This window comes from Burkholderia sp. RF7-non_BP4, from assembly GCF_001521935.1.
Taxonomy (GTDB): Bacteria; Pseudomonadota; Gammaproteobacteria; order Burkholderiales; family Burkholderiaceae; genus Burkholderia; species Burkholderia diffusa.
This window is the reverse complement of the sequence record NZ_LOTA01000055.1, coordinates 54,593-80,485: the sequence shown is the minus strand read 5'-3', so window position 1 is coordinate 80,485 and position 25,893 is coordinate 54,593. Positions and strand designations below refer to the sequence as shown.

Genomic DNA, 25,893 nt, shown 5'->3' with positions numbered 1-25,893 from the left:
TGTCGTCGCGATCGACGATCGGGCGGCATAAACGGCGGCCCGCATGTCGCGATGAGCGTTTGGGGACGTTGCGGCGTACCGCGGTACGCCCAATGCAAACGGGCAGGCGATGTCGCCTGCCCGTTGCGTGGGGTTACGCGGTGCGTGAGCCGCGCGGCAGCGTTTCGTCCGCCTTGCCGGGCGCGCCGGCATCGTCGATGCTGACGCGGCGCGAGATCAGCCACACGCACACCGACGACAGCACGGCGGCGCTCGTGTACTGAATCGCGAGCGGCCACCATTGCGGTGCGGTGTTCTGTGCGATCAGCGTGGCGACGAGCGGCGTGAGGCCGCCGGCGATCGCACCGCACACCTGGTACGCGATCGAGATCGCCGTGTAGCGGATGCGCGCGATGAAGATGCCGCTGACGAAACCCGCGACCACCGAGTAGTAGCCCGATTCCGCGAGCGTCGCGAGGCCGACGCCGACCGTGATCGACAACGGCGTGCCCATGTGCACGAGCGGCAGCATCACGAACGGCACGATCGCGGCCCAGGCGCCGGTGATCAGCAGCACGCGCGTCGTACCGAAGCGCTGCGCGATGAACGCGGCGGCGAGCTGCACGACGAACTGCAGCACGGCGACGATCGTCATGCAATGCAGCACCATCGACCGGTCGAGCGACAGGAACTGCGTCGCGTAGCTGATCATGAAGATGTTGCTGAAATACACGCCGGCGATCCCGTACACGTTCGCGCCGATCGCGAGCAGCAGCAGCGGCCAGTACTTGAGCGCCTCGCCCACCGGGTTCTGCGCGGTATTGCCGCTCTTCCTGACTTCCTCGAACTCGGGCGACTCGGACACGCTCGCGCGGATCACGAAGCCGACCGCCAGCAGCACGGCGCTCGCGAGGAACGGCACGCGCCAGCCCCAGCTCATCATGTCGTCCTTCGACAGCGTGCTGATCGCGCCGAACGCGAGCATCGACAGGATCAGGCCGCTCGCGCTGCCGAGCTGCGCGAACGACGCGAAGAACGTGCGCTTGCCTTCGGGCGCATGCTCGCCGGCGAGCAGCACCGCGCCGCCCCATTCGCCGCCGACCGCGATGCCTTGCAGCACGCGCATCAGAACCAGCAGGATCGGTGCGATCACGCCGGCCTGCGCATGGGTCGGCAGCAGGCCGATCGCGACCGTCGACACGGCCATCAGCATCAGCGTCGCGAGCAGCGAGCGCTTGCGACCGAAGCGGTCGCCGAGATAGCCGAACATCACGCCGCCGAGTGGCCGAGCGAAGAAGCCGACCGCGAACGAGCCGAACGACGCGAGCAGGCTGACGAAACGGCTTTCGCCGGGAAAGAACAGCGGCCCGAACACGATGGCAGCGGCGGTCGCGTAGCTATAGAAGTCGTACCATTCGATCGTGGTGCCGACGAATGAAGCGAGCGCCGCCCGCTTCGGTTGCTTGATGGCAGTCCCCATCTGTTATGTGCTCCTCTGGAATCCTCTGATTTGGAATAGGTCGTGTGCCGGGATCAGTCGCGGTACGCGACGCCGGGCAGCACGCACAGCAACTCGTAGGCGAGGTTCGCGCCGAGCAGGGCCGTGGTGCCGAACGGATCGTACGGCGGCGCGACTTCGACGAGATCGCAACCGACGATGTTCAGCCCCTTCGCGCCGCGGATGATCTCGAGCGCCTGCGGCACCGTGAGGCCCGCGATTTCCGGCGTGCCGGTGCCCGGCGCGTAGGCCGGATCGATGCCGTCGATGTCGAAGGTGATGTAGACGGGCGTGTCGCCGATGCGCGCGCGCACTTCTTCCATCAGCGGCGCGAGCGACTTGTTCCAGCATTCCTCGGCCTGGACCACGCGGAAGCCCTGCTCGCGGCACCAGTCGAAATCCTCGGCGGCGTAACCGGTGCCGCGCAGGCCGATCTGCGTGACCTTGTCGCCGTGCAGCAGGCCTTCCTCGACCGCGCGGCGGAACGGCGTGCCGTGCGCGATCTTTTCGCCCATCATCGTATCGTTCACGTCGGCGTGTGCATCGACGTGGATCAATGCAACCTTGCCGTGCTTGCGGTGGATCGCGCGCAGGATCGGCAGCGCGATCGTGTGGTCGCCGCCGAGCGTGATCGGCTTGCAGTCGTGCGCGAGAATCGCGTCGTACGCGGTCTCGATGCGCGCGATGGAATCGTGCAGGTTGTACGGGTTGATCGCGATGTCGCCGATGTCGGCGATCTGCAGCGAATCGAACGGCGCGGCGCGCGTGGCCATGTTGTACGGGCGCAGCAGCACCGATTCCGTGCGGATCTGGCGCGGGCCGAAGCGTGCGCCGGTGCGATTGGAGGTGCCGAGGTCGAACGGCACGCCGACGAAACACGCGTCGAGGCCGGCGGCGCTCGCCACGTGCGGCAGGCGCATCATCGTCGCGATGCCGCCGCTGCGCGGCATTTCATTGCCGCCGAGCGGCTGGAAATGGGTGTGGTCGTTCATGGGCTTGTCTCTTCCAATGTGGGGTTGCCGTATCATTCGACGCGGCCTGGCGCATAGTTTTACGCGTCCGACCGGAAAGAAGAATGCGAAGATATCGACGTAAACATCGATTTTCATCGATGTATGGAAGGGGAATAGCGTGCTGGGGAATCTGTCGACCCTCGATCTGCGGTTGATCCGCGTGTTTCTCGCGGTCACGGACGCGGGCGGCGTGTCGGCCGCGCAGGCGATGCTGAACGTCGGCCAGTCGACGATCAGCGCGCAACTGTCGTCGCTCGAGACGCGGCTCGGCTACCGGCTCTGCGAGCGCGGCCGCAGCGGCTTCCGGCTCACGCCGAAGGGCGAGCGGTTCCACGCGATGAGCCGCAAGCTGCTCGCCGCGCTCGACGAATTCGGGATGGCCGCGCGGCACATGGACCGCCAGCTCGTCGGTACGCTGAATATCGGCCTGATCGGTCATACGCCAGTCAGCCAGAACGCGCGGATCGCGGAGGCGATCGCCGCGTTCCGCACACGCGACCAGGCCGTGCGCTTCTCGATCTCGGTGCGCGCGCCGGGCGATCTCGAGGAAAAACTGCTGAGCGGCGAGATCCAGATCGCGGTCGGCTACTTCTGGCATCGCGTGCCGACGCTGCACTACACGCCGCTGTTCGTCGAGCGGCAGGTCGCATACTGCGGTCGCGGCCATCCGCTGTTCGAACGCGCCGGTGCGCTGACGCCGGCCGACGTCGCGGGATTCGAATGGGCCTGGCGCTCGTATCCGCTGCCGGAGGCGCAGATGTCGACCACGCCCGATCGCGTGACCGCGACCGCCGACAACATGGAGGCGGTCGCGCTGCTGATCCTGTCAGGCCATCACCTCGGCTATCTGCCGCAGCACTTCGCGGCGCCGTATGTCGCGCAAGGGCTCCTCGCGCCGCTCAGCCCGGATCGGCTGCATTACGAGGTCACGTTCCACATGGTCGTGGCGCGCGACGGACGCGGCGATCCGCTCGTCGAGGCGTTTCTCGAGGATCTCGAGCGCGCGCACCAGTCGCCCGACGTCGTGTGAACCCGCGTGCGGCCAGGCAATGCCGGCACTGTGGACGAATGTCACGCCGGAGCGGGCCGCGGCCTGCATCACGGCACCGGCAACCCCGCGTCATGCTTCACCTCCCGTAGCGACAGCGCCGATTCGATCGACGTGACGCCCGGCAGCATCCGCAGCGAGTCGCGCAGGAACGTGCCGTAGTCGTCGAGATCGCGCGCGACCACCTGCAGCAGGTAGTCGGCCGTGCCCGCGACGTTGTGGCACGCGAGGATCCGCTCGATGCCGAGCACTTCCCGTTCGAACCGGTCGGCGACCTTGCGGTCGTGCGTCGCGAACCTCACGAGCACGAACGCGACGACGCCGAAGCCGAGCGCCTGGCGTGACAGCTGCGCGCGGTAGCGCTCGATGTAGCCGTCGTTTTCGAGACGTTTCAGGCGTCGCGCGCACGGCGTTTCGGACAGGCCGACGGAATCGGCTAGGCGCGCGATCGGCAGGCGGCCGTCGCGCTGCACCGCGGCGAGAATCGCGCGATCGGTTTTGTCGAGTTCGGTCATGTTGGCGGAATCCGTGTCTGGATTCCATGATTGTGGCGGATTCCGCTATGGATCGCCAATCCTGAGCCAAAGATGGCCAATAATCCCTCCACCTCCAGCGGCAACATATCGTCATTGAAGGACGGGGGCAGACCATGATTTCCACGCATTTGCTGTTGATTTATCTCGCCGCGCTGGCGGCCATCTACGCGGTGCCCGGGCCCGACATGGCGCTCGTGCTGCAGACCAGCATCGGCCGCGGCGTGCGCCCGGGCATGGCGGCGGCCGCCGGCCTTTCGCTGTCACGCACCGCGCACGTGACGCTCTCCGCATGCGGCGTCGCGGCGCTGATCCGCAGTGCGCCTTGGCTGTACGAAGCGATCCGTTACGGCGGCGCGCTTTATCTCGCGTACGTCGCGATCCAGGTGTTCCGCTCGCCGGTGTTCGCACTCGGCGACGGCGACGAGGCGGCCTCGGACGAACTGCGGCAGTCTTTCTTCAAGGGGCTGCTGACGAACCTGCTGAATCCGAAGGCGCTGCTGTTCTGCTCGGTGCTGCTGCCGCAGTTCGTGCGGCCCGAGGCCGGGCCCGTCGTGTGGCAGATGTTCGAGCTCGGCGCGCTGCTGGTCGCGGCCGGCGTGTGCTTCGACCTCGCATGCGTGTTCGGCGCGTCGCGCATCGCGGCGTGGATGCGCGCGCATCCGCTCGCGCAGACGGTCCAGCGCTGGACGTTTTCCGCTGCGCTGATCGGGTTCGCGCTGCGGCTGTCGATGGATTGAGCCGATCGACGGAGGCCGCGTGCAATGCCGGCCTTCGTGCCCATGCCCCGCCGCAGAAGGGCGTGCGCGCAAATCGTCTGACTGATCTAAACTCCCTTTAACTTCGCGCATTCGCGAACCGACTGACCGAACGGAACCGACTTCCGCCGGCTATGTCCGATTTCCTGGCTGTTCCGTGCAACGCGGTACCAAGGAGGGTCAGAACATGGCAAGGCATCTTCACGCCGACCGTGAACCCCGAATCGTCCCCGAGTCCAAGTGCCTCGGCCCGTGCGATCCGGCAGAACGCATCCACGTCACGATCATGTTGCGGCGGCAGGAAGAAGGGCAACTCGATACGTTGGTCCACCAGCTCGCCACCGGCGACGCACAGGCGAAACCGCTGTCGCGCGAAGCCTTCGCGCAGCGTTTCTCCGCCCATTCCGACGACATCCGCAAGACCGAGGACTTCGCGCGTCGTCATCAGTTGACGGTCGATCGCGTCGACCCGGTCGAAAGCGTCGTCGTGCTGTCGGGCACGATCCAGCAGTTCGAAGCGGCATTCAGCGTGAAGCTCGAGCGTTTCGAGCATCGTTCGATCGGTCAGTATCGCGGCCGCTCGGGCCCGATCGCGCTGCCGGACGAGCTCGGCGACGCCGTCACGGCCGTGCTCGGCCTCGACAGCCGCCCGCAGGCGCGGCCGCACTTCCGGCTGCGTCCGCCGTTCAGGCCGGCGCGCGGCGCCACGAGCGTCACGTTCACGCCGATCCAGCTCGCGTCGCTGTACGGTTTTCCGGCCGGCGACGGCGCCGGGCAGTGCATCGCCATCGTCGAGCTCGGCGGCGGCTATCGCGCGGCCGATATCCAGCAGTATTTCCGCGGGCTCGGCATCGACACGCCGCCGACGCTCGTCGACGTCAACGTCGGCACCGGCCGCAACGCGCCGACCGGCGACGCGAACGGCCCGGACGGTGAAGTCGCGCTCGACATCGAGATCGCCGGAGCGATCGCGCCGGCCGCGAAGATCGCGGTCTATTTCGCGCCGAACAGCGACGCGGGCTTCATCCAGGCCGTCAACGCGGCCGTCACCGACAAGACCAACAGACCGTCGGTGATTTCGATCAGCTGGGGCGGGCCGGAAGCGATCTGGCAGGCGCAGTCGGCGCAGGCGTTCAACCGTGTGTTGCAGGCGGCTGCCGCGCAGGGCATCACCGTGTGCGCGGCGTCGGGCGACAGCGGCTCGGGCGACGGGTTGCAGGACGGCACCGATCACGTCGACTTCCCCGCGTCGAGCCCGTACGTGCTCGGCTGCGGCGGCACGCAGCTCGATGCGCTGCCCGGGCAGGGCATCCGCGGCGAGGTCACGTGGAACGACGAGGCGTCCGGTGGCGGCGCGGGCGGCGGCGGCGTCAGCACGCTGTTCGACCTGCCGGCATGGCAGCAAGGATTGAAGGTTGCGCTCGCCGACGGCAGCAGCGTGCCGCTCGCGAAGCGCGGCGTGCCGGACGTCGCCGGCGATGCATCGCCGCAGACGGGCTACGAGGTGTCGATCGCCGGCACGCCCGCGGTGATGGGCGGCACGAGCGCGGTCGCGCCGTTGTGGGCCGCGCTGATCGCACGGATCAACGCGGCGGCAGGCGCATCGGCCGGCTGGATCAATCCGGCGCTGTACAAGAATCCGGGCGCGCTGCGCGACATCACCAAAGGCTCGAACGGCACGTATGCAGCCGCGTCCGGCTGGGATGCATGCACGGGCCTCGGCAGCCCCGACGGCGCGAAACTCGCGGCGATCCTCGCGCGCAAGCCGTCGAGCTGACACGCCGGCACAGACCTTTCCACGCGACGCGGGTTTCCTGCCCGCGTCTTTTTTCACCTCCAGGAGCAGCACGATGGGCATCGATTCCGCATCCTCCGGCGGCGTGTATCCGCTGCATCACGGCGACCACAATTCGCATGGCGTGCCGCCGACCATCAATCCGGTCGCGCTGAGCCACGGCCGCGACCAGCCGTTCTTCGATCCGGTCGCGTACGGCAACGGCCCCGACGACTCGGTCACAGACACCACCGAAGCGGCCGCGATCACGCACCATACGATCCTGATCGACGGCAAGCGCATCGCGTACACGGCGACGGTCGGCCATCTCGTGACGGTCGACCCGAGCAGTTCGCTGCCGGCCGCGAAGATCTTCTACGTCGCGTTCACGGCCGACGGCGCGAAGGAGGAAACGCGGCCCGTCACGTTCTTCTACAACGGCGGGCCCGGGTCGTCGTCGGTGTTCGTGCTGCTCGGCTCGTTCGCGCCGAAACGCATCAAGACCTCGATGCCGGGATTCACGCCGCCCGCGCCGTACCAGATGGAAGACAATCCGGACAGCATGATCGACCACAGCGACCTGGTGTTCATCAACCCGGTCGGCACCGGCTATTCGGCGGCCGTCGCGCCGAACAAGAACCGCAATTTCTGGGGCGTCGACCAGGATGCGAATTCGCTGAAGCAGTTCATCAAGCGCTACCTGACGAAGAACAACCGCTGGAATTCGCCGAAATACCTGTTCGGCGAGTCGTACGGCACCGCGCGCAGTTGCGTGCTCGCGTACAAGCTGCACGAGGACGGCGTCGACCTGAACGGCGTCACGCTGCAGTCGTCGATCCTCGACTACCGGCAGGCCGGCAACCCGGTCGGCGCGCTGCCGACCGCCGCGGCCGACGCGTGGTATCACAAGAAGCTCGGCGTCACGCCCGCGCCGACCGATCTCGGCACGTTCGTCGAGGAAGTCGCGCAGTTCGCGCGTACCGATTACCTGACCGCATTGCGCAACGTGCCGCATGCCGATCCGGCCGCCGTGCGGAAGCTGGCGGGCTACACGGGCATCGACGCCGCGACGCTGCAGACCTGGGGGCTCGACATCGCGGGCTACGACGCGCGTGGCAATTCGCTGTTCCTGACGACGTTGCTGCACGCGCAGGGGCTGGCGCTCGGGTCGTACGACGGCCGCGTGACCGGGATCTCGTCGGGCATCGCCGGCAAGATCGATCCGAACTCGGGCGGCAACGATCCGACGATGACGGCCGTGACCGGCGTCTACACGGCGATGTGGAACAGCTACCTGAACGAGCAGTTGAAGTTCACGTCGAATTCCGCGTTCACGGACCTGAACGACCAGGCGTTCCAGAACTGGGACTTCAGCCACATCGATCCGACCGGCGCGCAGCAGGGCATCGATGCGAAGGGGAACGTGATTCTCTATACGGCCGGCGATCTCGCCGCGGTGATGGCGCTGAACGTCGACCTGAAGGTGCTGTCGGCGAACGGCCTCTACGATTTCGTCACGCCGTTCTACCAGACCGTGATCGACCTGCAGCAGATGCCGCTCGAGGATCAGAAGGTGCGGCAGAACCTGTCCGCGCGCTTTTATCCGTCGGGGCACATGGTGTATCTCGACGGCGGTTCGCGCACCGCGCTCAAGCGCGATCTCGCGACGATGTACGACGCGACGGTCAGCGATACGGGCGCGCGGATGCGGATTCGCGCATTGCAGGCGAAGAAGACGGGCGGGCACGCGTAGCGTCGCCCGTCGTGCATGTGCCGCGCGTAACCGCCAGGTTCGCGCGGCACGGCATGGTGCGGCGGCGACGGGGCCGGCTTATGCGGCGGGCTTACGCGGCCGGCCAGTCGAACGGTGTGTACGGCAGCGCGCGCTTGTGGCGCGAGCCGTCGTAGAAGCGCAGCACCGTTTCGTACACGCTGTCGGCCACGGGTTTGCCTTCGAGGAAATCGTCGATCTCGTCGTAGGTGACGCCATACGCGTGCTCGTCGGGGCGCAGCGGACGCAGTTCCTCGAGGTCGGCCGTCGGCACCTTCATCACGATCAGTTCGTCGCCGCCCAGCGCGCGGGCGACCGCGCGCACGCGGCGCTTGCTCAGGCCGGCGAGCGGCAGCACGTCCGCGCCGCCGTCGCCGAATTTCGTGAAGAAACCCATCAGCGATTCGGCCGCGTGGTCGGTGCCGATCACGATGCCGCGCCGCGCGCCGGCGACCGCGTACTGCGCGATCATGCGTTCGCGTGCCTTGATGTTGCCGTGCACGAAATCCTGCTGTGCCGGGTTTTCGAACGCGTGGCCGGAGGCGACGAGCGATGCGAGCATCGCGTCGGCGGCCGGCTTCACGTCGACCGTGAACGTCTCGTCCGCGCGCACGAACGCGAGCGCGCGCTGTGCGTCGGCTTCGTCGTTCTGCACGCCGTTCGGCAAGCGCATCGCGATGAAGCGGGCGTCGTAGCCGTCGGCGCGCAGCCGTTCGACCGCCAGCTGCGCGAGCCGCCCGGCCGTCGACGAATCGACGCCGCCGCTGATGCCGAGCACGTAGGTCCGCAAGCCGGTCGAACGAAGGTACTGCGCGAGGAAGTCGACGCGGCGGGCGATTTCGGCATCGACGTCGAATTGCGGGGCGACGTTCAGTTCGGCAATGATCGCGCGTTGGCGGCTGGCGTAATCGGCGGATGTCATGGAGGGTGGTTCCGGAACGAAATGCAAGGCGCTCATCATAAGCGCAATCGCAGCCCGACGCCGTGCCAGGCGTGCGATCCGGCGGCCGCGCGTTGCATCGGCGAGACGCGCTGCATCGTCATGGGGCAGCGCGCGGAGCGGCAGGCTCCGGCGTGCACGAGGATGCCTCGTTTCGATGCATGAAAGGGGCGCGGTGAGGATGCGCTCTGCTGCCGCTCGCCCGCGTCAGCGCCGCGCGAGCACGACGCCCACCAGCGCGAGCCCGAAGCCGGCGAGCTGGACGGCCGCGAGCGTTTCGCCGAACAGCAAGTAACCCTGCAGCGCGGCAAGCGGCGGCGCGAGGAACAGCAACGACGTCGCGCGCGCGGCGTTACCGCGCCGCAGCATCCACATCAGCATCGTGACCGCGCCGCCGGACAGGAACACGACGCCCCACACAAGCGAGATCCACAGCGCCGGCGCACCGATCCAGCGCGTTTCGTGCAGCAGCACGACGAAGACCGCCGCGACGATCGTCGCGCCCAGGTTCTGCACGGCGACGGCCGTGCGCAGGTCGTTCTGCGCCAGCTTGCCCTTCTGATACAGCGAGCCGGCGGTGATCGAGCCGACCGACAGGATCGACACGGCCACGACGAACCACGCGGGTGCGGCGCCCGGCGGCGGCGCGACGCCGCCCGCCACCTTCGGCGCGAGCACGAGCGCGACGCCGGCGAGCCCGAGCGCCATCCCGAGCCAGCCGCGCGCGGGCAGGCGCTCATTGAACAGCGGCACCGCGAGCACGGCGGTGGCGAGCGGCTGCAGCGCACCGAGCAACGCCATCACGCCCGCATTCAGTCCCTGCGCGACGGCCCAGTAGCTGGCGCCGAGATAGACGCCTTGCAGCAGCGCGCCCGCGATCAGGTGGCGCGGCCATTCGCGGCGGGCCGGCCACGGCGCGCGCGCGGCGAGCGCCACCGCGCCGAACAGCACGGCCGTGCCGGCGAAACGCGCGAGCAGGAACAGGTTCGGATCGGCGTACGGCTTGATTGCCCGGGCGACGATGAAGCCGGTGGACCACAGCGCGACGAAAGCCGCGGCGACGAGCGAGTTGAACATGCATGGCGGGCCGCGATACGGCCGGACGAATCGTGAAGTCGGCCAGTATCGGCCGAACCGGAGCCGCCGTCTTGTCGGATTCTGCATTCGCCCGTGGCGCGAGCGCGGCGGCCATTCCGTTACCGGCCGGCCAGATGAAGGTGCTGCGGCATGAAGGCGCGCCGTGGCGCGCGGAAAGGACGGGAGGATCAGTCGAGCGAGAACGTGTCGAGCGGCTGGTTCGCGCGTGCGTCGGTCGCGAAGCGCGCGGCGAGCTGTTCGTACAGCCGGCGCGCCTCGTCGAGCGTCAGGTCGATCCAGTACGGATCGCCCGCGCCGTCGTTGAGTCGTTCTGGCGAAAACTGGATTTCGAGCACACTGCCTTTGCGATACATTGCGCAAGCCCCTTGATGGTCTGTCGTTCGGCGAAGCGCAGAGTGTAGCAACCGCTTGCCGTGCCGATTCGCGCGCATCGGGCAATACAGAATTTCGCTTTCGTGAAACGCGCCGACCGCCAGCCGCGCCGTCGTCAAATGGCGGTCAAACGGCCGTAATACAATGGTCGGCTTACCCATTACCAGTCGCCTCGGGCGCATTGCGATGCTGGCGGAACAACGTCATCAATACATTCTGTCGGAGCTCGGACGATCGGGCGCGCTGTCGGTTGCCGAACTCGTGCGCTCGCTCGACGTATCGCGCGAGACGATCCGGCGCGACCTGAATGCGCTCGCGGCGCGCGGCCTGCTCGTGATGACGCACGGCGGCGCGCTGGCGGCGGACCGCCGCGAGCCGAGCCTGTCCGAACGTGAAGCGGCGAACGCCGAAGCGAAGCGCACGATCGGGCGACGCGCGGCCGAATTCGTGCCCGACGACGCATCGGTGCTGATCGACTCGGGCAGCACGCCGCATGCGGTCGCGCTCGCGCTGGCCGACCGGCACCGGCTGTCGATCTACACGAACGACTGGCGCACGGCATTCGTGCTCGCGCGGCGCAACGGCAATCGCGTGACGCTGCTCGGCGGCGAACTGTCCGACGACGAGGACGCGACGTTCGGGCTCGATACGATCCAGCAGCTCGCGCAATACCATGTCGATTTCGCGTTCGTCGGCGCGGGCGGCATCACGTCGGACGGCGACTGCACCGACTATTCGCGGCTCGCCGCCGAAGTGCGCAGCCGGATGATCGCGGCGGCCGGCACGGCGATCATCGTCGCCGACCATTCGAAGTTCGGTCGCGTGACGCCGGTGCGGATCAACGGCACATCGGCCGCGCGCTACCTCGTCACCGAGCGCGCGCCGGACAAGGCCGTGCGCCGCGCGCTGACCGCGCGCGGCATCGAGCTGCTCGTGTGCGACTGACGCGGGTCCGACATACAAGGTTCATCGAACCGTCATCGCGCGGGAAGAACCACCGTCAACACTGACTCATTCATCTCGACCGGCCCGTCCGGCAGGAGCAACGAATGACCGTCAGCGTACGCAGTTATCTTTCCCCGACCCTCGTCCTGCTTGCCTTCGACTGGCCCGATGCGGCGTCGCGCACGGACTTCCTCGGCTTCGCGATCCGGCGCACGCCGGGCTTCTGGTCGGCCGACGGCAAGACGCGGGCGCCGAACAGCTGGCTGCCGAACCGGCTCACGTTCGACGGCCCGGCCGCCGACACGCAGGGCGATGCACCGACCGACCAGGCGCCGATCCAGAAATTCATGTGGTGGGACGCGCGCATCGATCCGCAGGACCGCGATGCGTCGTTCCGCTATGACGTCTTTCCGGTCGTCGGCACGCCGGAGCACCTGCAGGTGCTCGATGCGGAGGCCGGCGTGTGCGATGTCGTGCTGCCCGCGCACGTCGTGGACGGTGTCGGCACGTGGTTCAACCGTGCGGTCGTCAGCTCGCAGGCGTTCGCGAAGCAGGTCGCGGCGCTGGGTCTCGCGCCGGATGCGGCGCCGAGCGCGGACCAGGCACTGAAGCTGCGCGCGTGGCTCGCGAACGACATGGAGCAGGTGTTCGCGGCGATGCTCGACCCCGCGTCGCGCGCGGTGTCGGCCGTCTATCACCTGACGGACACGCTGTGGGCGCTGCCCGCTTTCGAGGCGTTCGGACGGCGGCACGGCGAAGCTTCGCTCGCGATCGTCTACGACGCGCACACGACCGCGCGCAAGGGCAAGCCGCCGCTGCCGTCGCCGAACCAGCCGGCCGTCGACGCGCTGCAGGGCCTCGCGACGCTCGCGCCGCGCGATCGGACGCACATCATGCACGACAAGTTCATCGTGACCGACGCACCGGCAAATGCGGCAACCGCGGTGACGCCCGTGCGCGTGCTGACCGGCTCCGCGAACTTCACGACCGAAGGGCTGACGGAGCAGGCGAACGTGCTGCACGCATTCGATTCGCCGGCGCTCGCGGCGCTGTACAACGCGCGTGCGCAGGCGCTGGCCGCGAATCCGCCGATCGCGGAGACGGCGAAGTTATCGGCGGGCTGGTCGGCGCCGATGACGATCGGCAGCGCGCAGGTGCGCGTCGCGTTTTCGCCGGAGCCGGCGGGGCAGCGCACCGAGATCGATACGATCGTCGCCGCGATCGCGGCCGCGAAGCATTCGGTGTCGTTCTGCCTGTTCATGCCGACCGACGCTGCGCTGCGCGACGCATGCTTCGCAGCCGGCGATCGTGGTCTGATGATGTTCGGCCTGGTGAACCGCATCAACGTCGGCAGCGCGACGAAGGCCGATGCCGCGCAGCACGACGGGCAGTCGCTCGATGCGGCGACGCTCGCGAACCTCGAGCTGTATCATCGCCAGCGCGATCGGCGCGACGTGATCGATGCCGCGTATTTTTCGCCGGCGACGGTGCCGAAGGGTTTCGAGCCGGAGCTGCGCCTCTTTCCGGGCGAGCCGGCGCCGGCGTATCCGCCGGTCGTGATCCACCACAAGTTCATCGTGATCGATGCGGAAGGCGCGAACCCGATCGTCTACACGGGCTCGGCGAACATGAGCCGCAACTCCGAGCAATACAACGACGAGAACCTGCTCGAGATTCGCGACACGCGGATCGCGGCGATCTATCTCGCGGAATTCCTGCGGCTCTACGAGCACTACCGCGCGCGGGCGCTGTCGATCGAGACGAAACGGCATGGCGCCGGTGCGCATCGGCAACTCGCGCTCGCACCGGATTCGAGCTGGGCGAAGAAATATTACGTGGCGGGAAGCCCGGAAGAGAAGGCGCGGATCGCGCTGGCGTCGACCGTGCCGACGGACTCGCCCGCGACGCACGCGCGGCGTGAGGCGGCCTGAAGGAGCGTGCCGCGTGCGTCCGGCTCATGCCGGTTGCACGCGGCGGGGCGACGTTCGGGAGGTGTGCCGGACGGCGAGTGGAGCGCTCGCCAGCCGGCCTTCGGGCGGAATCGCGCGGTGCGCCTACGCGGCGACGTAGCGCAGCACGGAGTCGGTGATCGTCTCGCGATGTCGCGCGCGCAGCCGCGGCGCCGACGGATCGCGGCCGAACGCGGCGCCGAACGTATAGCGGTTCGACACGCGGTGGAAGCAGAACGAGCTGATCAGCAGATGCAGGTCGAACGCGTCGATGTCCTTGCGGAAGGCGCCGCTCGCCGCACCGCGCTCGAGCAGTTCCTCGAGCGTCTTGATGATGCTGACGTTGCGGTTCTTGAACGACTTCAGCTGTTCGAGATACTTCGCGCCGTGGATGTTCTCGATCGACACGAGGCGGACGAAATCGCGATGCTTGTCGTGATAGTCGAACGTGAATTCGACGAGCCGGCGCATGCCTTCGCGCGGCTCCATGTCGCCGACGTGCAGTTCCTGCTCGAGCGCGCGGATGTCGCCGTACACCTTCTCCAGCACGGCCTCGTACAGGCCTTCCTTGCTTTCGAAGTAGTAGTAGAGCATCCGCTTCGTCGTGTTCGTGCGCTCGGCGATCGCGTCGACGCGCGCACCGGCGAGGCCCATCGCGGAAAACTCCTGCGTGGCGACGTCGAGGATGTTGCGCTTGGTTTGCTCGGGATCGTATTTGCGCCGCGCATCGGTCGCAAGCGCGCGGCTTTCGGACGTGGCGGCCTTGCTTCCAGCTTTCATGTGACTTTGTTGTGAGTTCGCGGCGGCATGAAGAAACCATTCTAGCATGCGGGAAATGCCCGCCCGGCCGACCTTTCGCTCTAATCGGCCGGGCGGTTTCGGCTGCCGCCGCCGCTCAGCGCCGGCACGACGCGAGCGCGTCGCGGGCCTGGTACGCGGTGTACGTGAGCTGCGCGGCGGCGAGGCCCGCGAGCCCGAACGTGCGCGTGAGCCCGAACGCGGCGAAGCCTTCCGGCACGGGCCGCTCGCCGGCAAGCGCGGCGGCGAGCGCTTCGCCGGCGACGGTGGTGGGCGCCATCCCGTGACCGCCGAATGCGATCGCGTGCCACACGCCGTCCGCGTCGCGGCCGATCTGCGGCATCTTGTGCCGCGCGTAGCTCATCAGCCCGCCCCAGGCGTATTCGACCTTCACGCCTTCGAGCTGCGGATACACGCGCAGCAGGTCGCGTCGCAGCAGCCGCGCGATCGCGTCGGGGCCGCGGTCGAGCACGGAGATCCGGCCGCCCCACAGAATGCGCGTGTCCTTCAGCGGACGGTAGTAGTCGAACGCGAAACGCGTGTCGTAGATCGCGTACGGCGCGTCGATCGCGTCCGGCAGGCGCGTGCCGAGCGGTTCGGTCGCGATCACGTAAGTCGCGATCGGCAGCACCGCGCGCTCGATGCGCGGCGACACGCCGCGCGCGTAACCGCCGCCGGCGAACACGACGTCCTTCGCGCGCACCGTGCCCTGCGCCGTGCGCACGACGTAGCCGGCGCCTTCGCGCGCGATGCCGAGCGCGGCCGAGCGTTCGAACACGCGCGCGCCGCCGCTCGATGCGGCCGCCGCGACGCCGAGCACGTACTTGAGCGGATGGAAGTGGAACGCGTTCGGCTCGAACAGGCCGCCGTAATAGCGCTGCGTCTTCAGCCGCGCGCGCAGCGCGTCGGTCGCGACCGGTTCCCAGTCGACGTTGAATTCCTGCTTCATCAGCGTGCGCACGCCGTCGAGCCGCGATGGATCGTCGAACCAGTTCGCGAGCATCACGCCCTCGTCGACGATGTCGCAGTCGATTCCGTAGCGGGCGATCCGCGCGCGGATCAGGTCGACGGCATCGACGGTGAGCCGGTACAGGCGGCGGCCTTCGTCGCGGCCGAGCGTGCGCAGCAGGTCCGCGTTGTCGAGGCTGTAGCCGCCGAACACGAAGCCGCCGTTGCGGCCCGATGCGCCGAAGCCGACCCGCTCGCCGTCGAGCACGACGACGTCCCGCACACCGCGCTCGACGAGGCCGAGCGCCGTGCACAGGCCGGCGAGGCCGCCGCCGACGATGCAGACCTGCGTGTCGATCGTGCCGGTCAGTTGCGGGTAGGGCTGGCGGGTAACGGTGGCTTCGTAGAAGTTCTGCATGCGTTTTCGGTGATTCGTAACGGCGGAAAAACGGACGGCGCGCGTCGATCTTGCCTGAACGCGCGCGCCGCGTCGAATGGGGTTTTCAGTGCAACGGCCGCGGCGATCGGGCGGCGGCCGTTGCGCGACCGGGCGTCAGGCGCCCGGCGTCGGGTTGGCCGGGGCGGCGACGTAGGCCGGATAGCCGGCATCGGCCTTTACCGTCGCCTCGGGCGTCGCGTTGCGCTCGATCCACGGCGCGATCTCCATGTCCTCGTAGCGGACGAGGCGGCATTTGCGCACCAGCGCGTAGCCGAGCCAGATCGCGAGGAAGAACGGCAGGCCGATGTAGGTCGCGGCGATGCCGGCCCAGTCGATCCTGTCGGCGAGGAACGCCTGGTAGTCCTGGCCGAGCGCGACGATGGCGCACAACGCGAATGCGAACAGCGGGCCGAACGGAAACCACGTCGACCGGTATGGCAACTGGTCGAGCCGAAAGCCCTGCTTCAGGAAGCCCTTGCGGAACCGGTAATGGCTGACCGCGATGCCGAGCCACGTGATGAAACCGGCCATGCCCGACGTGTTCAGCAGCCACAGGTACACCGTCTTGTCGCCATACAGCGACGTGAGGAAGCACAGCGCGCCGACGGCGGTCGTCGCATACAGCGCATTGCGCGGCACGCCGCCCGGCGACAGCTTCGCGAACAGCTTCGGCGCGCGGCCTTCGACCGCGAGGTTGTAGAGCATCCGCGTCGACGCGTACATGCCGGAGTTGCCGGCCGACAGCACGGCCGTCAGGATCACCGCGTTCATCACGCCGGCGGCGAACGCGAGGCCCGCATGGCGGAACACGAGCGTGAACGGGCTCACGCCGACGTCGGTCACGTCGCTCTTCAGCAGGCTCGGGTCCGTGTATGGAATCAGCACGCCGATCACGAAGATCGCGAACACGTAGAACAGCAGGATGCGCCAGAAGATCTGGCTGACCGCGCGCGGGATCGTCGTGCGCGGGTTCTCCGATTCGCCGGCCGCGACGCCGATCATTTCGGTGCCCTGGAACGAGAAGCCCGCGATCATCGCGACGCCGAGCATCGTTGCCCAACCGCCCGCGAAGGGCGCGTCGCCGATCGTGAAGTTGCCCCAGCCCGCGCTCGGGCCGCCTTGCATGATCCCGAAGATCATCAACAGGCCGATGCCGACGAACGCGACCACCGTCAGCACCTTGATCAGCGCGAACCAGTATTCGGCTTCGCCGAAACCGCGTACCGACAGCGCGTTGAGCGCGAAGATCAGCGTGAGGAAGATCGCGCTCCACCAGACGCCCGGCACGTGCGGAAACCAGTAGTGCATCACGAGCTGCGCGGCGACGAGTTCGACCGCGAGCGTCACGGCCCAGCTGTACCAGTAGTTCCAGCCGAGCGCGAAACCGAAGCCCTCGTCGACGAATTTCGCGCCGTAGGTCGCGAACGATCCCGACACCGGCATGAACGCGGCCATTTCGCCGAGGCTCGTCATCAGGAAGTAGACCATCAGGCCGATCAGCATGTACGCGAGCATCGCGCCGCCGGGGCCGGCCTGCGAGATCGACGCGCCGGACGCCACGAACAGGCCCGTGCCGATCGAGCCGCCGATCGCGATCATCCGCAGATGACGCGCCTGCAGCGCGCGGTGGAGGGACGGCTTCGCGGGCGGCGAGCCGGACGGACGGGGCGAGTCGGGGCGGGCATCTGAATGCATGGCGGGTGCTGGGCGCTGTCTCCGGGATTGTTTTTTGGTGACGAAGGGCGACGCGTCGGCGGCCGGCCGGCGGTCAGCGGCACTGCTTCGCGGGCCTGGTCCGGATCCACCGGATCCACCGGATTGACCGGATTTACCGGTGCAGCGGTGCAGCGGTGCGCGACGCGTGTCGTCTTCGTCTGTCGTCCGGCTGCCGCTGGGCGGCCGTCGGCGCGCCGGGTGCCGTGCACCTCGTCGACGCCGCACCGATTGTGTGTGCCGGCCGCATGCGCGGCAAACGATATTTCCGCACAGGGTGATGCGGCTTTGTCATCAACTTGTCGCGCGGCGCAATCGGGTCGGGCGGCCCGGCCATCGGCCCTGGACACGTCCCATGCCGGCGTCGAAACGGGCGGATCAGTCCTGCCGAGGTGTTGCGTTTTGGGAATGAAGTCGTGAGTTAATATCAATAGCGGCCCGACTTGTGGCCATCGACAATGTGTCTCATGGATCGTGCCTCGCGAGGCCGGGGCGTGCCGTCGGGCCGGGTTTCCGGCGGCGGCGCCGCGCGATGCGCCAGGCGGCGCACCGGGCCTGCCGAGCTGCGCATCCGCTTGCACAGGGCGCGCGAACGCGCTCCAATCGAATCACGCGGGCGGCGTCGCCGCCGCACCGATCAATCTGTCCCTGAAGAGGAAGTGATGCAATTCAACGACATTCTTGCTGCGCTCGACATCGATCTCGCCCAGTGGAAAGGCAATGCGCTGACCGCGCGTTCGCCGCTCGACGGCGCGACGCTCGCGACGCTGGCGGTGGACTCGCCCGCCGACGCCGAGCGCAAGATCGACGCCGCGCACGACGCATTCCTCAAGTGGCGCACGGTGCCGGCGCCGGTGCGCGGCGAGCTCGTGCGCGTGTTCGGCAACGTGCTGCGCGAGCACAAGGCCGAGCTCGGCCGCCTCGTCACGCTCGAAGCCGGCAAGATCACGTCGGAAGGGCTCGGCGAAGTGCAGGAAATGATCGACATCTGCGACTTCGCGGTCGGCTTGTCGCGTCAGCTTTACGGCCTGACCATCGCGTCCGAGCGCCCGGGTCACCGGATGATGGAGACGTGGCACCCGATCGGCGTGTGCGGCGTGATCTCGGCGTTCAACTTCCCGGTCGCGGTGTGGGCGTGGAATGCCGCGCTCGCGTTCGTGTGCGGCGATCCGGTCGTGTGGAAGCCGTCGGAAAAGACGCCGCTCACCGCGATCGCATGTCACCAGCTGCTCGCCAAGGCGCTGCGCGAATTCGACAAGACGCATCCGGGCGTCGCGCCGGAAGGCCTGAGCCAGCTCGTGCTCGGCATGCGCGATGTCGGCGAGGTGCTGACGTCGTCGAAGAAGGTGCCGGTCATCAGCGCGACCGGCAGCGTGCGGATGGGCACGGAAGTCGCGAAGGTGCTGAGCCAGCGTCTCGCGCGCGGCATCCTCGAACTCGGCGGCAACAACGGGATGATCGTCGCGCCGAGCGCCGACCTCGACCTCGTGGTGCGCGCCGTCACGTTCGCGGCGGTCGGCACGGCCGGCCAGCGTTGCACGACGCTGCGTCGCCTGATCGTGCATCGCAGCGTCGTCGACCAGCTGCTGCCGCGCATCGAGAAGGCCTATGCGTCGGTGAAGGTCGGCAACCCGCTCGAGGAAGGCACGCTCGTCGGCCCGCTGGTCGACCGTGCGTCGTTCGACGCGATGCAGAAGGCGCTGGCCGACGCACGCGAGCAGGGCGGCGAAGTGAAGGGCGGCGAGCGCATCGATGTCGGTCACGCGGATGCGTACTACGTGCGTCCGGCCATCGTACGGATGCCGAAGCAATCGGCGGTGGTCGAGCGCGAGACGTTCGCGCCGATTCTCTACGTGATGGTCTACGACGACTTCGAAGACGCGATCGACGTGCACAACGCGGTGCCGCAGGGCCTGTCGTCGGCGATCTTCACGAACGACATGCGCGAGGCCGAGCAGTTCATGTCGGCGGCGGGCAGCGATTGCGGGATCGTCAACGTGAACATCGGCACGAGCGGCGCGGAGATCGGCGGCGCGTTCGGCGGCGAGAAGGAAACGGGCGGCGGCCGCGAGTCGGGTTCGGATGCGTGGAAGGCGTACATGCGCCGTGCGACGAACACGATCAACTACAGCCGTCAGCTGCCGTTGGCGCAGGGCGTGAAGTTCGACGTGTGACGCAGCGGCCCGTCAGGGCGCGTTGACGTTCGAATGACAAGGGTCGGTTGCCGCGAAAGCGGCAACCGGCCCTTGTTGTTTTCGGCGATGCGTGCGCGGCGATGCCCGATCCGCGCCTGCCCGATCACGTATTCATTCGTGCCGGGTGGATCCGTCGACTGCCGGCATGTTCTGCACGACCAGCATCTGCGGCGTCGACAGCGTGATCTGCGACGCCCGCAACTGCTTCAGGATCTCGAACAGCAGGTCGCTCTTCGTCGTGCTCGCGATCCGCGGACTCGCCACGTAGCCTGTGACGCTCAGCGTGATCCCGTCCGGCGCCAGCTGGCTGAACGTGACCGACGGCGCCGGCTTGTCGAGAATCGCCGGATGCTCGCGATATGCATCGAGCAGCAGGTCGCGCACCTGCTCGGGGTCGGTGTTCAGCGGGAACGTCAGCATCAGCGTCGCGACGCCCTGCGTGCTGTTGCCCATCGTCACGTTGCGCACGTTCTGCGAGATCAGCTGCGAGTTCGGCACGATCACGGTCGAGCGATCGCTGAGCTGGATCTCGGTCGCGCGCACGTTGATGCGGCGGATGTCGCCTTCGACGCCCGCGATGCTGACCATGTCGCCGACCTTCACCGGCCGCTCGGTCAGCAGGATCAGTCCCGACACGAAGTTCTTCACGATCTCCTGCAGGCCGAAACCGATACCGACCGACAGCGCGCTGACGATCCACGCGAGGTTGCTCCACTTGACGCCGAGCAGCCCCAGCGTCATCAGCACGAGCAGCACGTAGCCGACGTTGGTGAACAACGTGATCAGCGACACGCGCATTCCCGCATCCATGCCGAGTGCCGGCATGAACTCGCTGTCGAGCCAGCGCCGCACCGAGCGCAGCAGGTAGAAGCCGATCGCGAACCCGATCACCGCGTTCATGATCCGGTCGGGCATGATGTTCAGGCTCTGCAGCCGCTGGCCGCCGATCATCGCGACCGCGCTGTCGAGCAGGTCGCTCGGCGTCGTGCCGAAACCGCCCGTCAGCAACGCGATCGCCGCGACCAGCATCAGCAGGCTCGTGCCGAGACCGGACACGACGGTGTGGGCCTGGTCGAGATGCCGGTCGTCGAGCGCGAACAGGTGCTTGATCTGCTTGCCGGTCGACAGGTTCGCGGAGAACAGGCTTTCGCTCGCGTCGCGCGTCAGCTGCGTCATGATGTAGACGCTGCACAGCACGATCTCGAACCACACGAGCTCGTACGTGATGAAGCGTGCGACCGTGATGTAGCCGATCAGCAGCGCGCCGAGCGACACGACGATCGCCAGCGTGACGCCCGCATGGATCAGCCCCGCGAGCGTCGAGCGATCTTCGGGCGCCTCGCCGGATGCCGCAAGCGCGCTGCGGACGCGATTCGCGCGCAGGATCGACGCGCCGACGGTCAGCGCGACGACGAGAGAGACGATGCCGCGGCCGAACAACGTGACGGACAGGCTGGTATCGACGATCCGGTTGATCGATTCGAGCGTGCCCGACATCAGCAGCAGCGCGGCCAGCACACCGGGGAACGGCCTCATCGCGAGCGCGACGGGATCGGCGAGCGCGGGCAGCCGCCACGACGGATGCTTCGTGCAAAGCAGCGCACGGCCGAGGCCGGCGATCAGCGCGCAGGTCACGGCGAGCTTCGCGAACTGGTCCCACAGATCGGTCATCGACGACGTGAGCTCGGCGTGGCGGGCGAGCGCGAGATAGAGGATCTGGACGGCGACCGCGGTCGCGAGCAGCGTCGAGAACGCCGTCGCCAGCGCCAGCGCACTGCGGCGCAGCCGCGTGGGCGGCAGGCGGTTCAGGCAGAACCACGCAAGCCCGCGTTCGACGATGCGGCGGCCGCCGAGCCAGGCCGCGAGCGCGGCGATCACCAGCAGCGTGGTGAGCGCGCGCTGGCCGGGTGTCCAGGACGAACGCAGCATGTCGCGCAGTTCGTCGTTGAAATCGTCGAGCCGCTGGACGTCGTCCGGCGACAGATGGAACAGCGGCAGCCAGAACTGCGCACCGAAGATGCTGCCGGAACGGAACGCAAGCTGGTTCTTCAGCAAGCTGCGGTGCAGCTTCGAGAACTGGTCGTTCAGGTTCGCGAGGTTGGTCTTCTGGTCGGCGGCCTGCTTCAGCGCCGCGTCGATCTGCGCCTTGCGCGCGTTCAGCGTCGCCCGCTGCTGTGCGACGGCGGGTGTTTCGGGCGATGCGCCCGGGGCCGGCGGCGGGCCGAGCACGTCGAGTTGCGCCTGGACCTGCGTGCGCTGCGGCGCGAGCTGGCTCTGCAGCTTGTCGACGTCGGCGCTCAGTTCCTGGGTCGCGTCGCCGAGTTCGTCGAGCTCCTTGCTGTTGGTCGCGTTCGACGTCTGCTGCTTGATGCGGTCCTGCTGCACCTGCATCTGCTTGAGTTGCGCAACGGCGTCGCCGAGCGAAATCGTCGGCACGGGGACGCCGACGCCGCTCGCGCCCGGGGCGGACGCGGCCGTCGGAAATGCCGACGCGGCCGCGATCGCCGCGAACTGCAGCAGTGCGAACAGCGCGATCCGGCGTGCGTACGTGGATAGTCGTTGTATGGACATGGAATGCTTACGTTTTGCCGACAATGACGGGTGCCGCAAGGCACCCGGAAGCCGGGAGTTGGCCCGGTAGCATGTTACCGGGGCATGGCGGCCGCGGCGCTGCCGATCGTGCATCTTGCCTGGCGCGTACCGCGATGCCCGCGCGGGCATGCGATGGCCCCGCGAGCCCCTGCCGGCGGGGCCGCGACGGGTTGCGTTCGCAGTCCGGCAGCGAAACGTCGCGACGCCGGCGAACCTTACAGATCCGACAGACGGTTACGCAATTTACACAATACCCGGCGCGAAAGTGGGTTGTCCGAACCGGTTCGCCACGCCGCGCGGCCCGCGCGGCGTGCCGGTACAATGCAGCGAATCGCCCGACGGCGGCCCGCTGGCCGCCGGACAACAAAACACACGACACGATCAGGAGACACGACCAAGATGGTCTCAACGGACAGCTTTCCACCGGCAGCCGCCTCGTCCTCTTCCATCGACGCCGGCTCGATTTCGGCCCGCCTCGATCGCCTGCCGCCGACCCGCAGCGTCTGGAAGCTCGTCGTGCTGCTGAGCCTCGGCTTCTTCTTCGAACTCTACGATCTGCTGTACAGCGGCTACGTTGCGCCGGGCCTCGTGAAGAGCGGGATCCTGTCCGCGACGACGCACGGCCTGTTCGGCACCACGGGCGTCGCGAGCTTCATCGCCGCGCTGTTTTCCGGCCTCTTCATCGGCACGATCGCATGCGGCTTCCTCGCGGACCGCTTCGGCCGCCGCGCGATCTTCACGTGGTCGCTGTTGTGGTACACGGCCGCCAACGTCGTGATGGCGTTCCAGGACACGGCGGGCGGCTTGAACTTCTGGCGCTTCGTCGTCGGTCTCGGCCTCGGCGTCGAGATGGTGACGATCGGCACGTACATCTCCGAACTCGTGCCGAAGCAGATCCGCGGCCGCGCGTTCGCGTGCGAGCAGGCGGTCGGCTTCGTCGCGGTGCCGGTGGTCGCGTTCCTCGCGTACCTGCTCGTGCCGCACGCACCGCTCGGCCTCGACGGCTGGCGCTGGGTCGTGCTGATCGGCGCGCACGGCGCGCTGTTCGTGTGGTGGATTCGCCGCGAGTTGCCCGAGAGCCCGCGCTGGCTCGCGCAGCAGGGGCGCGTCGACGAAGCCGATCGCATCATGCGCGCGCTCGAGGCGAAGGTCGAAGCCGAATATGGCCGGCCGCTGCCGCCGCCCTCGCCGGCCGAGCCGGTGCCGCCGCGCGGCAGCTTCCGCGACATGTGGGTGCCGCCGTATCGCAGCCGCACGATCATGATGACGATCTTCAACGTGTTCCAGACGGTCGGTTTCTACGGCTTCGCGAACTGGGTGCCGACGCTGCTGATCAAGCAGGGCATCACGATCACGTCGAGTCTCATGTATTCGAGCGTGATCGCGCTCGCGGCGCCGCTCGGCCCGCTGATCGGCCTCGTGATCGCCGACCGCTTCGAGCGCAAGTCGGTGATCGTCGCGATGGCGGCGGCGATCGTCGTCTGCGGGCTGCTGTTCAGCCAGACGACGGCGGGCGCATTCCTGATCGTGCTCGGCATCGGCCTCACGCTCGCGAGCAACATCATGTCGTACAGCTTCCACGCATATCAGGCCGAGCTGTTCCCGACGTCGATCCGCGCGCGCGCGGTGGGCTTCGTCTACTCGTGGAGCCGCTTCTCGGCGATCTTCTCGTCGTTCGTGATCGCGGCCGTGCTGAAGGGCTTCGGCACGTTCGGCGTGTTCGCGTTCATTGCCGGCGCGATGGTGATCGTGATGGCCGCGATCGGGTTCATGGGGCCGCGCACCAAAGGCATCGCGCTCGAAACCATTTCGAAGTAGACGCCGGTTGCGCACTCGCGTGTCGCGTGCGGCACGCGGGTGACAAGCAAGCGGCAACGAGTTGAAACAAAGCGTGACGAAGCGCAACACCGCCGCGAAACCGGGGGTTCGGCCCTGCCGATTCGTGTCCGCGCGGGTAGAATGAAAGACCTGACGACTCATTAGCCGCCATTGGACCGAACGCGTTGTACTGCGAACGACTCCACCGCGAAGAGGCGTCGGCGCCGGGCACATGCGTGCCGCAGGCGTGTCGATGGCTCGCGCGGGAGATGCGCCGTTCGCCACGTGCGATGGCCGGATCGGCCGATGGCTTCGACCGCATGATGCTCTCCGACCTGACGCGGCGGTTATCCAGGCCGCGTTGCCGTACCCTCGCGTTCGCCACGTATGTGTGGCTCGCGGCCGCTGTCCCGATCTCCGTTCTTGTCGCGCGGCCAGCCGTTGCCGCGTCCGACGTGCCGTCGGCCACTGCTACGTCATCCTCATCAAATGCTTCGGCCGCGCATCCGGCTTCGCCGGCACATGTGTCGTCGGAGGCGGCGCCGGCATCCGCGGCATCCGCCGCGTCCGCGGCCTCTCCGGCATCGGCAGCATCCGCCACACCGGCAAGCGAAGCCGAAGCACCCGCACCGACGCCGCCGCGCCGGCACCCGCCGCTGTCGGCCGAGGAGGCGAGGAGCGCAACCGCGCGTGCGATCGACATGCGCAAGCGCTTCACGCAGGAAGTCACGCGACGCCTGAACGTGCCCGCGAGCGAGCAGCGCGCGTATGGAGATCGTCTTCAGAACGTGCTCGCCGATGCGGATCTCGGCGATCTGGCCGGCGAATACGTTGTGCTCGTCGACCGTGCGCCGAACGTTCAGGCGCTGTTCATCTACTTCCGCGCGACGTCGTCCAATGCGTGGTTGATGATCGGCGCGTCGCCGGTCGGCACCGGCTGGCCCGGCAAATACGATCACTTCCTGACGCCGCTCGGCGTGTTCCACCACTCGCCCGACAACATGGATTTCCGCGCGGAAGGCACGACGAACGACAACGGCATTCGCGGCTACGGCAAGCGCGACATGCGCATCTACGACTTCGGCTGGGTGGACGGCGAGCGGGGGTGGGGCAAGGGCGGCAAGTCGCCGATGCGCTTCCAGATGCACGCAACCGACCCCGATCGCCTCGAACCGCTGCTCGGCATCCGGCATTCGAAAGGCTGCGTGCGGATTCCTGCGTCGCTGAACACGTTCCTCGACACGCACGGCATCCTCGACGACGACTATCAGGCGCGCGTCGAGGCAGGCAAGTCGTTGTGGGTGTTGCGCCGCGATCGCGACATCACGCCGATCGCCGGCCGCTACCTGGCCGTGATCGACAGCGCGCGCAAGACGCGTCCGGCATGGTCGCCGGCGCCGGGGCGCAACGCATGGTCGAAGCTGCCGAAGAACGGCGACACGGCGGACTGACGACAGCCGGTCCGACGAGGGCGATACGGCAGGTGCGTCAGTTCGATGCACTGGCCGCGACGCTGGCCGCGACGCTCGCGGCGGCCTGAGCGCGTTGTCGGCCGTATCCGCCGGCCGGCGCATCGTTCGGGTGCTGACGCAGGTCGCCCGCGAAATCGTACGGCGTGTAGTCGCGGAACGCGAAACGCCACGAGCCGGTGACGCGCTCGAACGCGTCGACGATGCGCGGTGCGAGCCCGGATCGCTTCGTCAAGGATGGCG

General features: G+C 67.9%; 20 protein-coding genes. 9 read left to right on the top strand and 11 right to left on the bottom strand.

Annotated elements, in window-relative coordinates; all coding sequences use genetic code 11:
* Positions 1–133: 133 nt before the first annotated feature.
* Both WS49_RS20450 and speB read right to left on the bottom strand, forming a co-directional pair.
* A complete protein-coding gene (locus WS49_RS20450; RefSeq protein ID WP_059532638.1) occupies positions 134–1,459 on the bottom strand; it encodes an MFS transporter in 1,326 nt (441 codons plus the stop codon).
* A 53-nt stretch (positions 1,460–1,512) separates the two neighbouring features.
* Complete coding sequence (gene speB, locus WS49_RS20445) at positions 1,513–2,469, bottom strand: agmatinase (RefSeq protein ID WP_059532635.1); 957 nt, start codon at positions 2,467–2,469, stop codon at positions 1,513–1,515.
* A gap of 139 nt (positions 2,470–2,608) precedes the next feature.
* Here speB and WS49_RS20440 point away from each other — a divergent pair, with 139 nt between their 5' ends.
* Complete coding sequence (locus tag WS49_RS20440; protein WP_059532632.1) at positions 2,609–3,520, top strand: LysR family transcriptional regulator; 912 nt, start codon at positions 2,609–2,611, stop codon at positions 3,518–3,520.
* Between the two features lie 68 nt (positions 3,521–3,588).
* Here WS49_RS20440 and WS49_RS20435 read toward each other — a convergent pair whose 3' ends face one another.
* Complete coding sequence (locus WS49_RS20435) at positions 3,589–4,053, bottom strand: Lrp/AsnC family transcriptional regulator (RefSeq protein ID WP_044848788.1); 465 nt, start codon at positions 4,051–4,053, stop codon at positions 3,589–3,591.
* 134 nt (positions 4,054–4,187) lie between these two features.
* On the opposite strand from WS49_RS20435, the gene WS49_RS20430 reads away from it, so the two are divergent.
* The 3 genes from WS49_RS20430 (at position 4,188) to WS49_RS20420 (ending at position 8,356) form a co-directional block, all read left to right on the top strand.
* The gene (locus WS49_RS20430) at positions 4,188–4,811 is read left to right on the top strand and encodes a LysE family translocator (RefSeq protein WP_059532629.1); all 624 of its coding nucleotides are present in this window, start codon (positions 4,188–4,190) and stop codon (positions 4,809–4,811) included.
* A gap of 205 nt (positions 4,812–5,016) precedes the next feature.
* A complete protein-coding gene (locus WS49_RS20425; RefSeq protein WP_059532627.1) occupies positions 5,017–6,606 on the top strand; it encodes a S53 family peptidase in 1,590 nt (529 codons plus the stop codon).
* Between the two features lie 73 nt (positions 6,607–6,679).
* Positions 6,680–8,356 carry a S10 family peptidase gene (locus WS49_RS20420; RefSeq protein ID WP_059532624.1) on the top strand — a complete coding sequence of 559 codons (1,677 nt, stop codon included), beginning with the start codon at positions 6,680–6,682 and terminating at the stop codon, positions 8,354–8,356.
* A gap of 91 nt (positions 8,357–8,447) precedes the next feature.
* Here the strand turns inward: WS49_RS20420 and nadE are convergent, their stop codons facing one another.
* The 3 genes from nadE to WS49_RS20405 form a co-directional block, all read right to left on the bottom strand.
* The gene (gene nadE, locus WS49_RS20415; RefSeq protein ID WP_059532621.1) at positions 8,448–9,296 is read right to left on the bottom strand and encodes an ammonia-dependent NAD(+) synthetase; all 849 of its coding nucleotides are present in this window, start codon (positions 9,294–9,296) and stop codon (positions 8,448–8,450) included.
* A 225-nt stretch (positions 9,297–9,521) separates the two neighbouring features.
* Positions 9,522–10,391, bottom strand: a complete 870-nt coding sequence (locus tag WS49_RS20410; RefSeq protein WP_059532619.1) for a DMT family transporter — start codon at positions 10,389–10,391, stop codon at positions 9,522–9,524.
* A 188-nt stretch (positions 10,392–10,579) separates the two neighbouring features.
* Positions 10,580–10,765, bottom strand: a complete 186-nt coding sequence (locus tag WS49_RS20405) for a hypothetical protein (RefSeq protein ID WP_006752380.1) — start codon at positions 10,763–10,765, stop codon at positions 10,580–10,582.
* 205 nt (positions 10,766–10,970) lie between these two features.
* On the opposite strand from WS49_RS20405, the gene WS49_RS20400 reads away from it, so the two are divergent.
* Positions 10,971–11,729, top strand: a complete 759-nt coding sequence (locus WS49_RS20400) for a DeoR/GlpR family DNA-binding transcription regulator (RefSeq protein ID WP_059532616.1) — start codon at positions 10,971–10,973, stop codon at positions 11,727–11,729.
* A gap of 104 nt (positions 11,730–11,833) precedes the next feature.
* Entirely contained in the window at positions 11,834–13,660 is a 1,827-nt protein-coding gene (locus tag WS49_RS20395; RefSeq protein ID WP_059532613.1) for a phospholipase D-like domain-containing protein, read from the top strand.
* A gap of 123 nt (positions 13,661–13,783) precedes the next feature.
* Here the strand turns inward: WS49_RS20395 and WS49_RS20390 are convergent, their stop codons facing one another.
* The 3 genes from WS49_RS20390 to WS49_RS20380 form a co-directional block, all read right to left on the bottom strand.
* Positions 13,784–14,458, bottom strand: a complete 675-nt coding sequence (locus WS49_RS20390) for a TetR family transcriptional regulator (protein ID WP_059464545.1) — start codon at positions 14,456–14,458, stop codon at positions 13,784–13,786.
* A 115-nt stretch (positions 14,459–14,573) separates the two neighbouring features.
* On the bottom strand, positions 14,574–15,842 hold the full coding sequence (locus tag WS49_RS20385) for an NAD(P)/FAD-dependent oxidoreductase (protein ID WP_059532610.1): 1,269 nt from the start codon (positions 15,840–15,842) through the stop codon (positions 14,574–14,576).
* A 135-nt stretch (positions 15,843–15,977) separates the two neighbouring features.
* Complete coding sequence (locus tag WS49_RS20380; RefSeq protein WP_059532609.1) at positions 15,978–17,558, bottom strand: amino acid permease; 1,581 nt, start codon at positions 17,556–17,558, stop codon at positions 15,978–15,980.
* A 680-nt stretch (positions 17,559–18,238) separates the two neighbouring features.
* On the opposite strand from WS49_RS20380, the gene amaB reads away from it, so the two are divergent.
* Positions 18,239–19,750, top strand: coding sequence for an L-piperidine-6-carboxylate dehydrogenase (gene amaB / locus WS49_RS20375; protein ID WP_059532606.1), 1,512 nt, complete (start codon positions 18,239–18,241; stop codon positions 19,748–19,750).
* Positions 19,751–19,882: 132 nt separating this feature from the next.
* Here the strand turns inward: amaB and WS49_RS20370 are convergent, their stop codons facing one another.
* The gene (locus WS49_RS20370) at positions 19,883–22,342 is read right to left on the bottom strand and encodes a DUF3772 domain-containing protein (RefSeq protein ID WP_059532603.1); all 2,460 of its coding nucleotides are present in this window, start codon (positions 22,340–22,342) and stop codon (positions 19,883–19,885) included.
* A 420-nt stretch (positions 22,343–22,762) separates the two neighbouring features.
* Here WS49_RS20370 and WS49_RS20365 point away from each other — a divergent pair, with 420 nt between their 5' ends.
* Both WS49_RS20365 and WS49_RS20360 read left to right on the top strand, forming a co-directional pair.
* Positions 22,763–24,181: an MFS transporter gene (locus WS49_RS20365; protein WP_059532600.1), complete on the top strand. Its 1,419-nt coding sequence runs from the start codon at positions 22,763–22,765 to the stop codon at positions 24,179–24,181.
* A gap of 269 nt (positions 24,182–24,450) precedes the next feature.
* Complete coding sequence (locus WS49_RS20360) at positions 24,451–25,632, top strand: hypothetical protein (RefSeq protein WP_059532590.1); 1,182 nt, start codon at positions 24,451–24,453, stop codon at positions 25,630–25,632.
* 37 nt (positions 25,633–25,669) lie between these two features.
* Here WS49_RS20360 and WS49_RS36140 read toward each other — a convergent pair whose 3' ends face one another.
* Positions 25,670–25,885 carry a hypothetical protein gene (locus tag WS49_RS36140; RefSeq protein ID WP_059532587.1) on the bottom strand — a complete coding sequence of 72 codons (216 nt, stop codon included), beginning with the start codon at positions 25,883–25,885 and terminating at the stop codon, positions 25,670–25,672.
* Positions 25,886–25,893 lie beyond the last annotated feature (8 nt).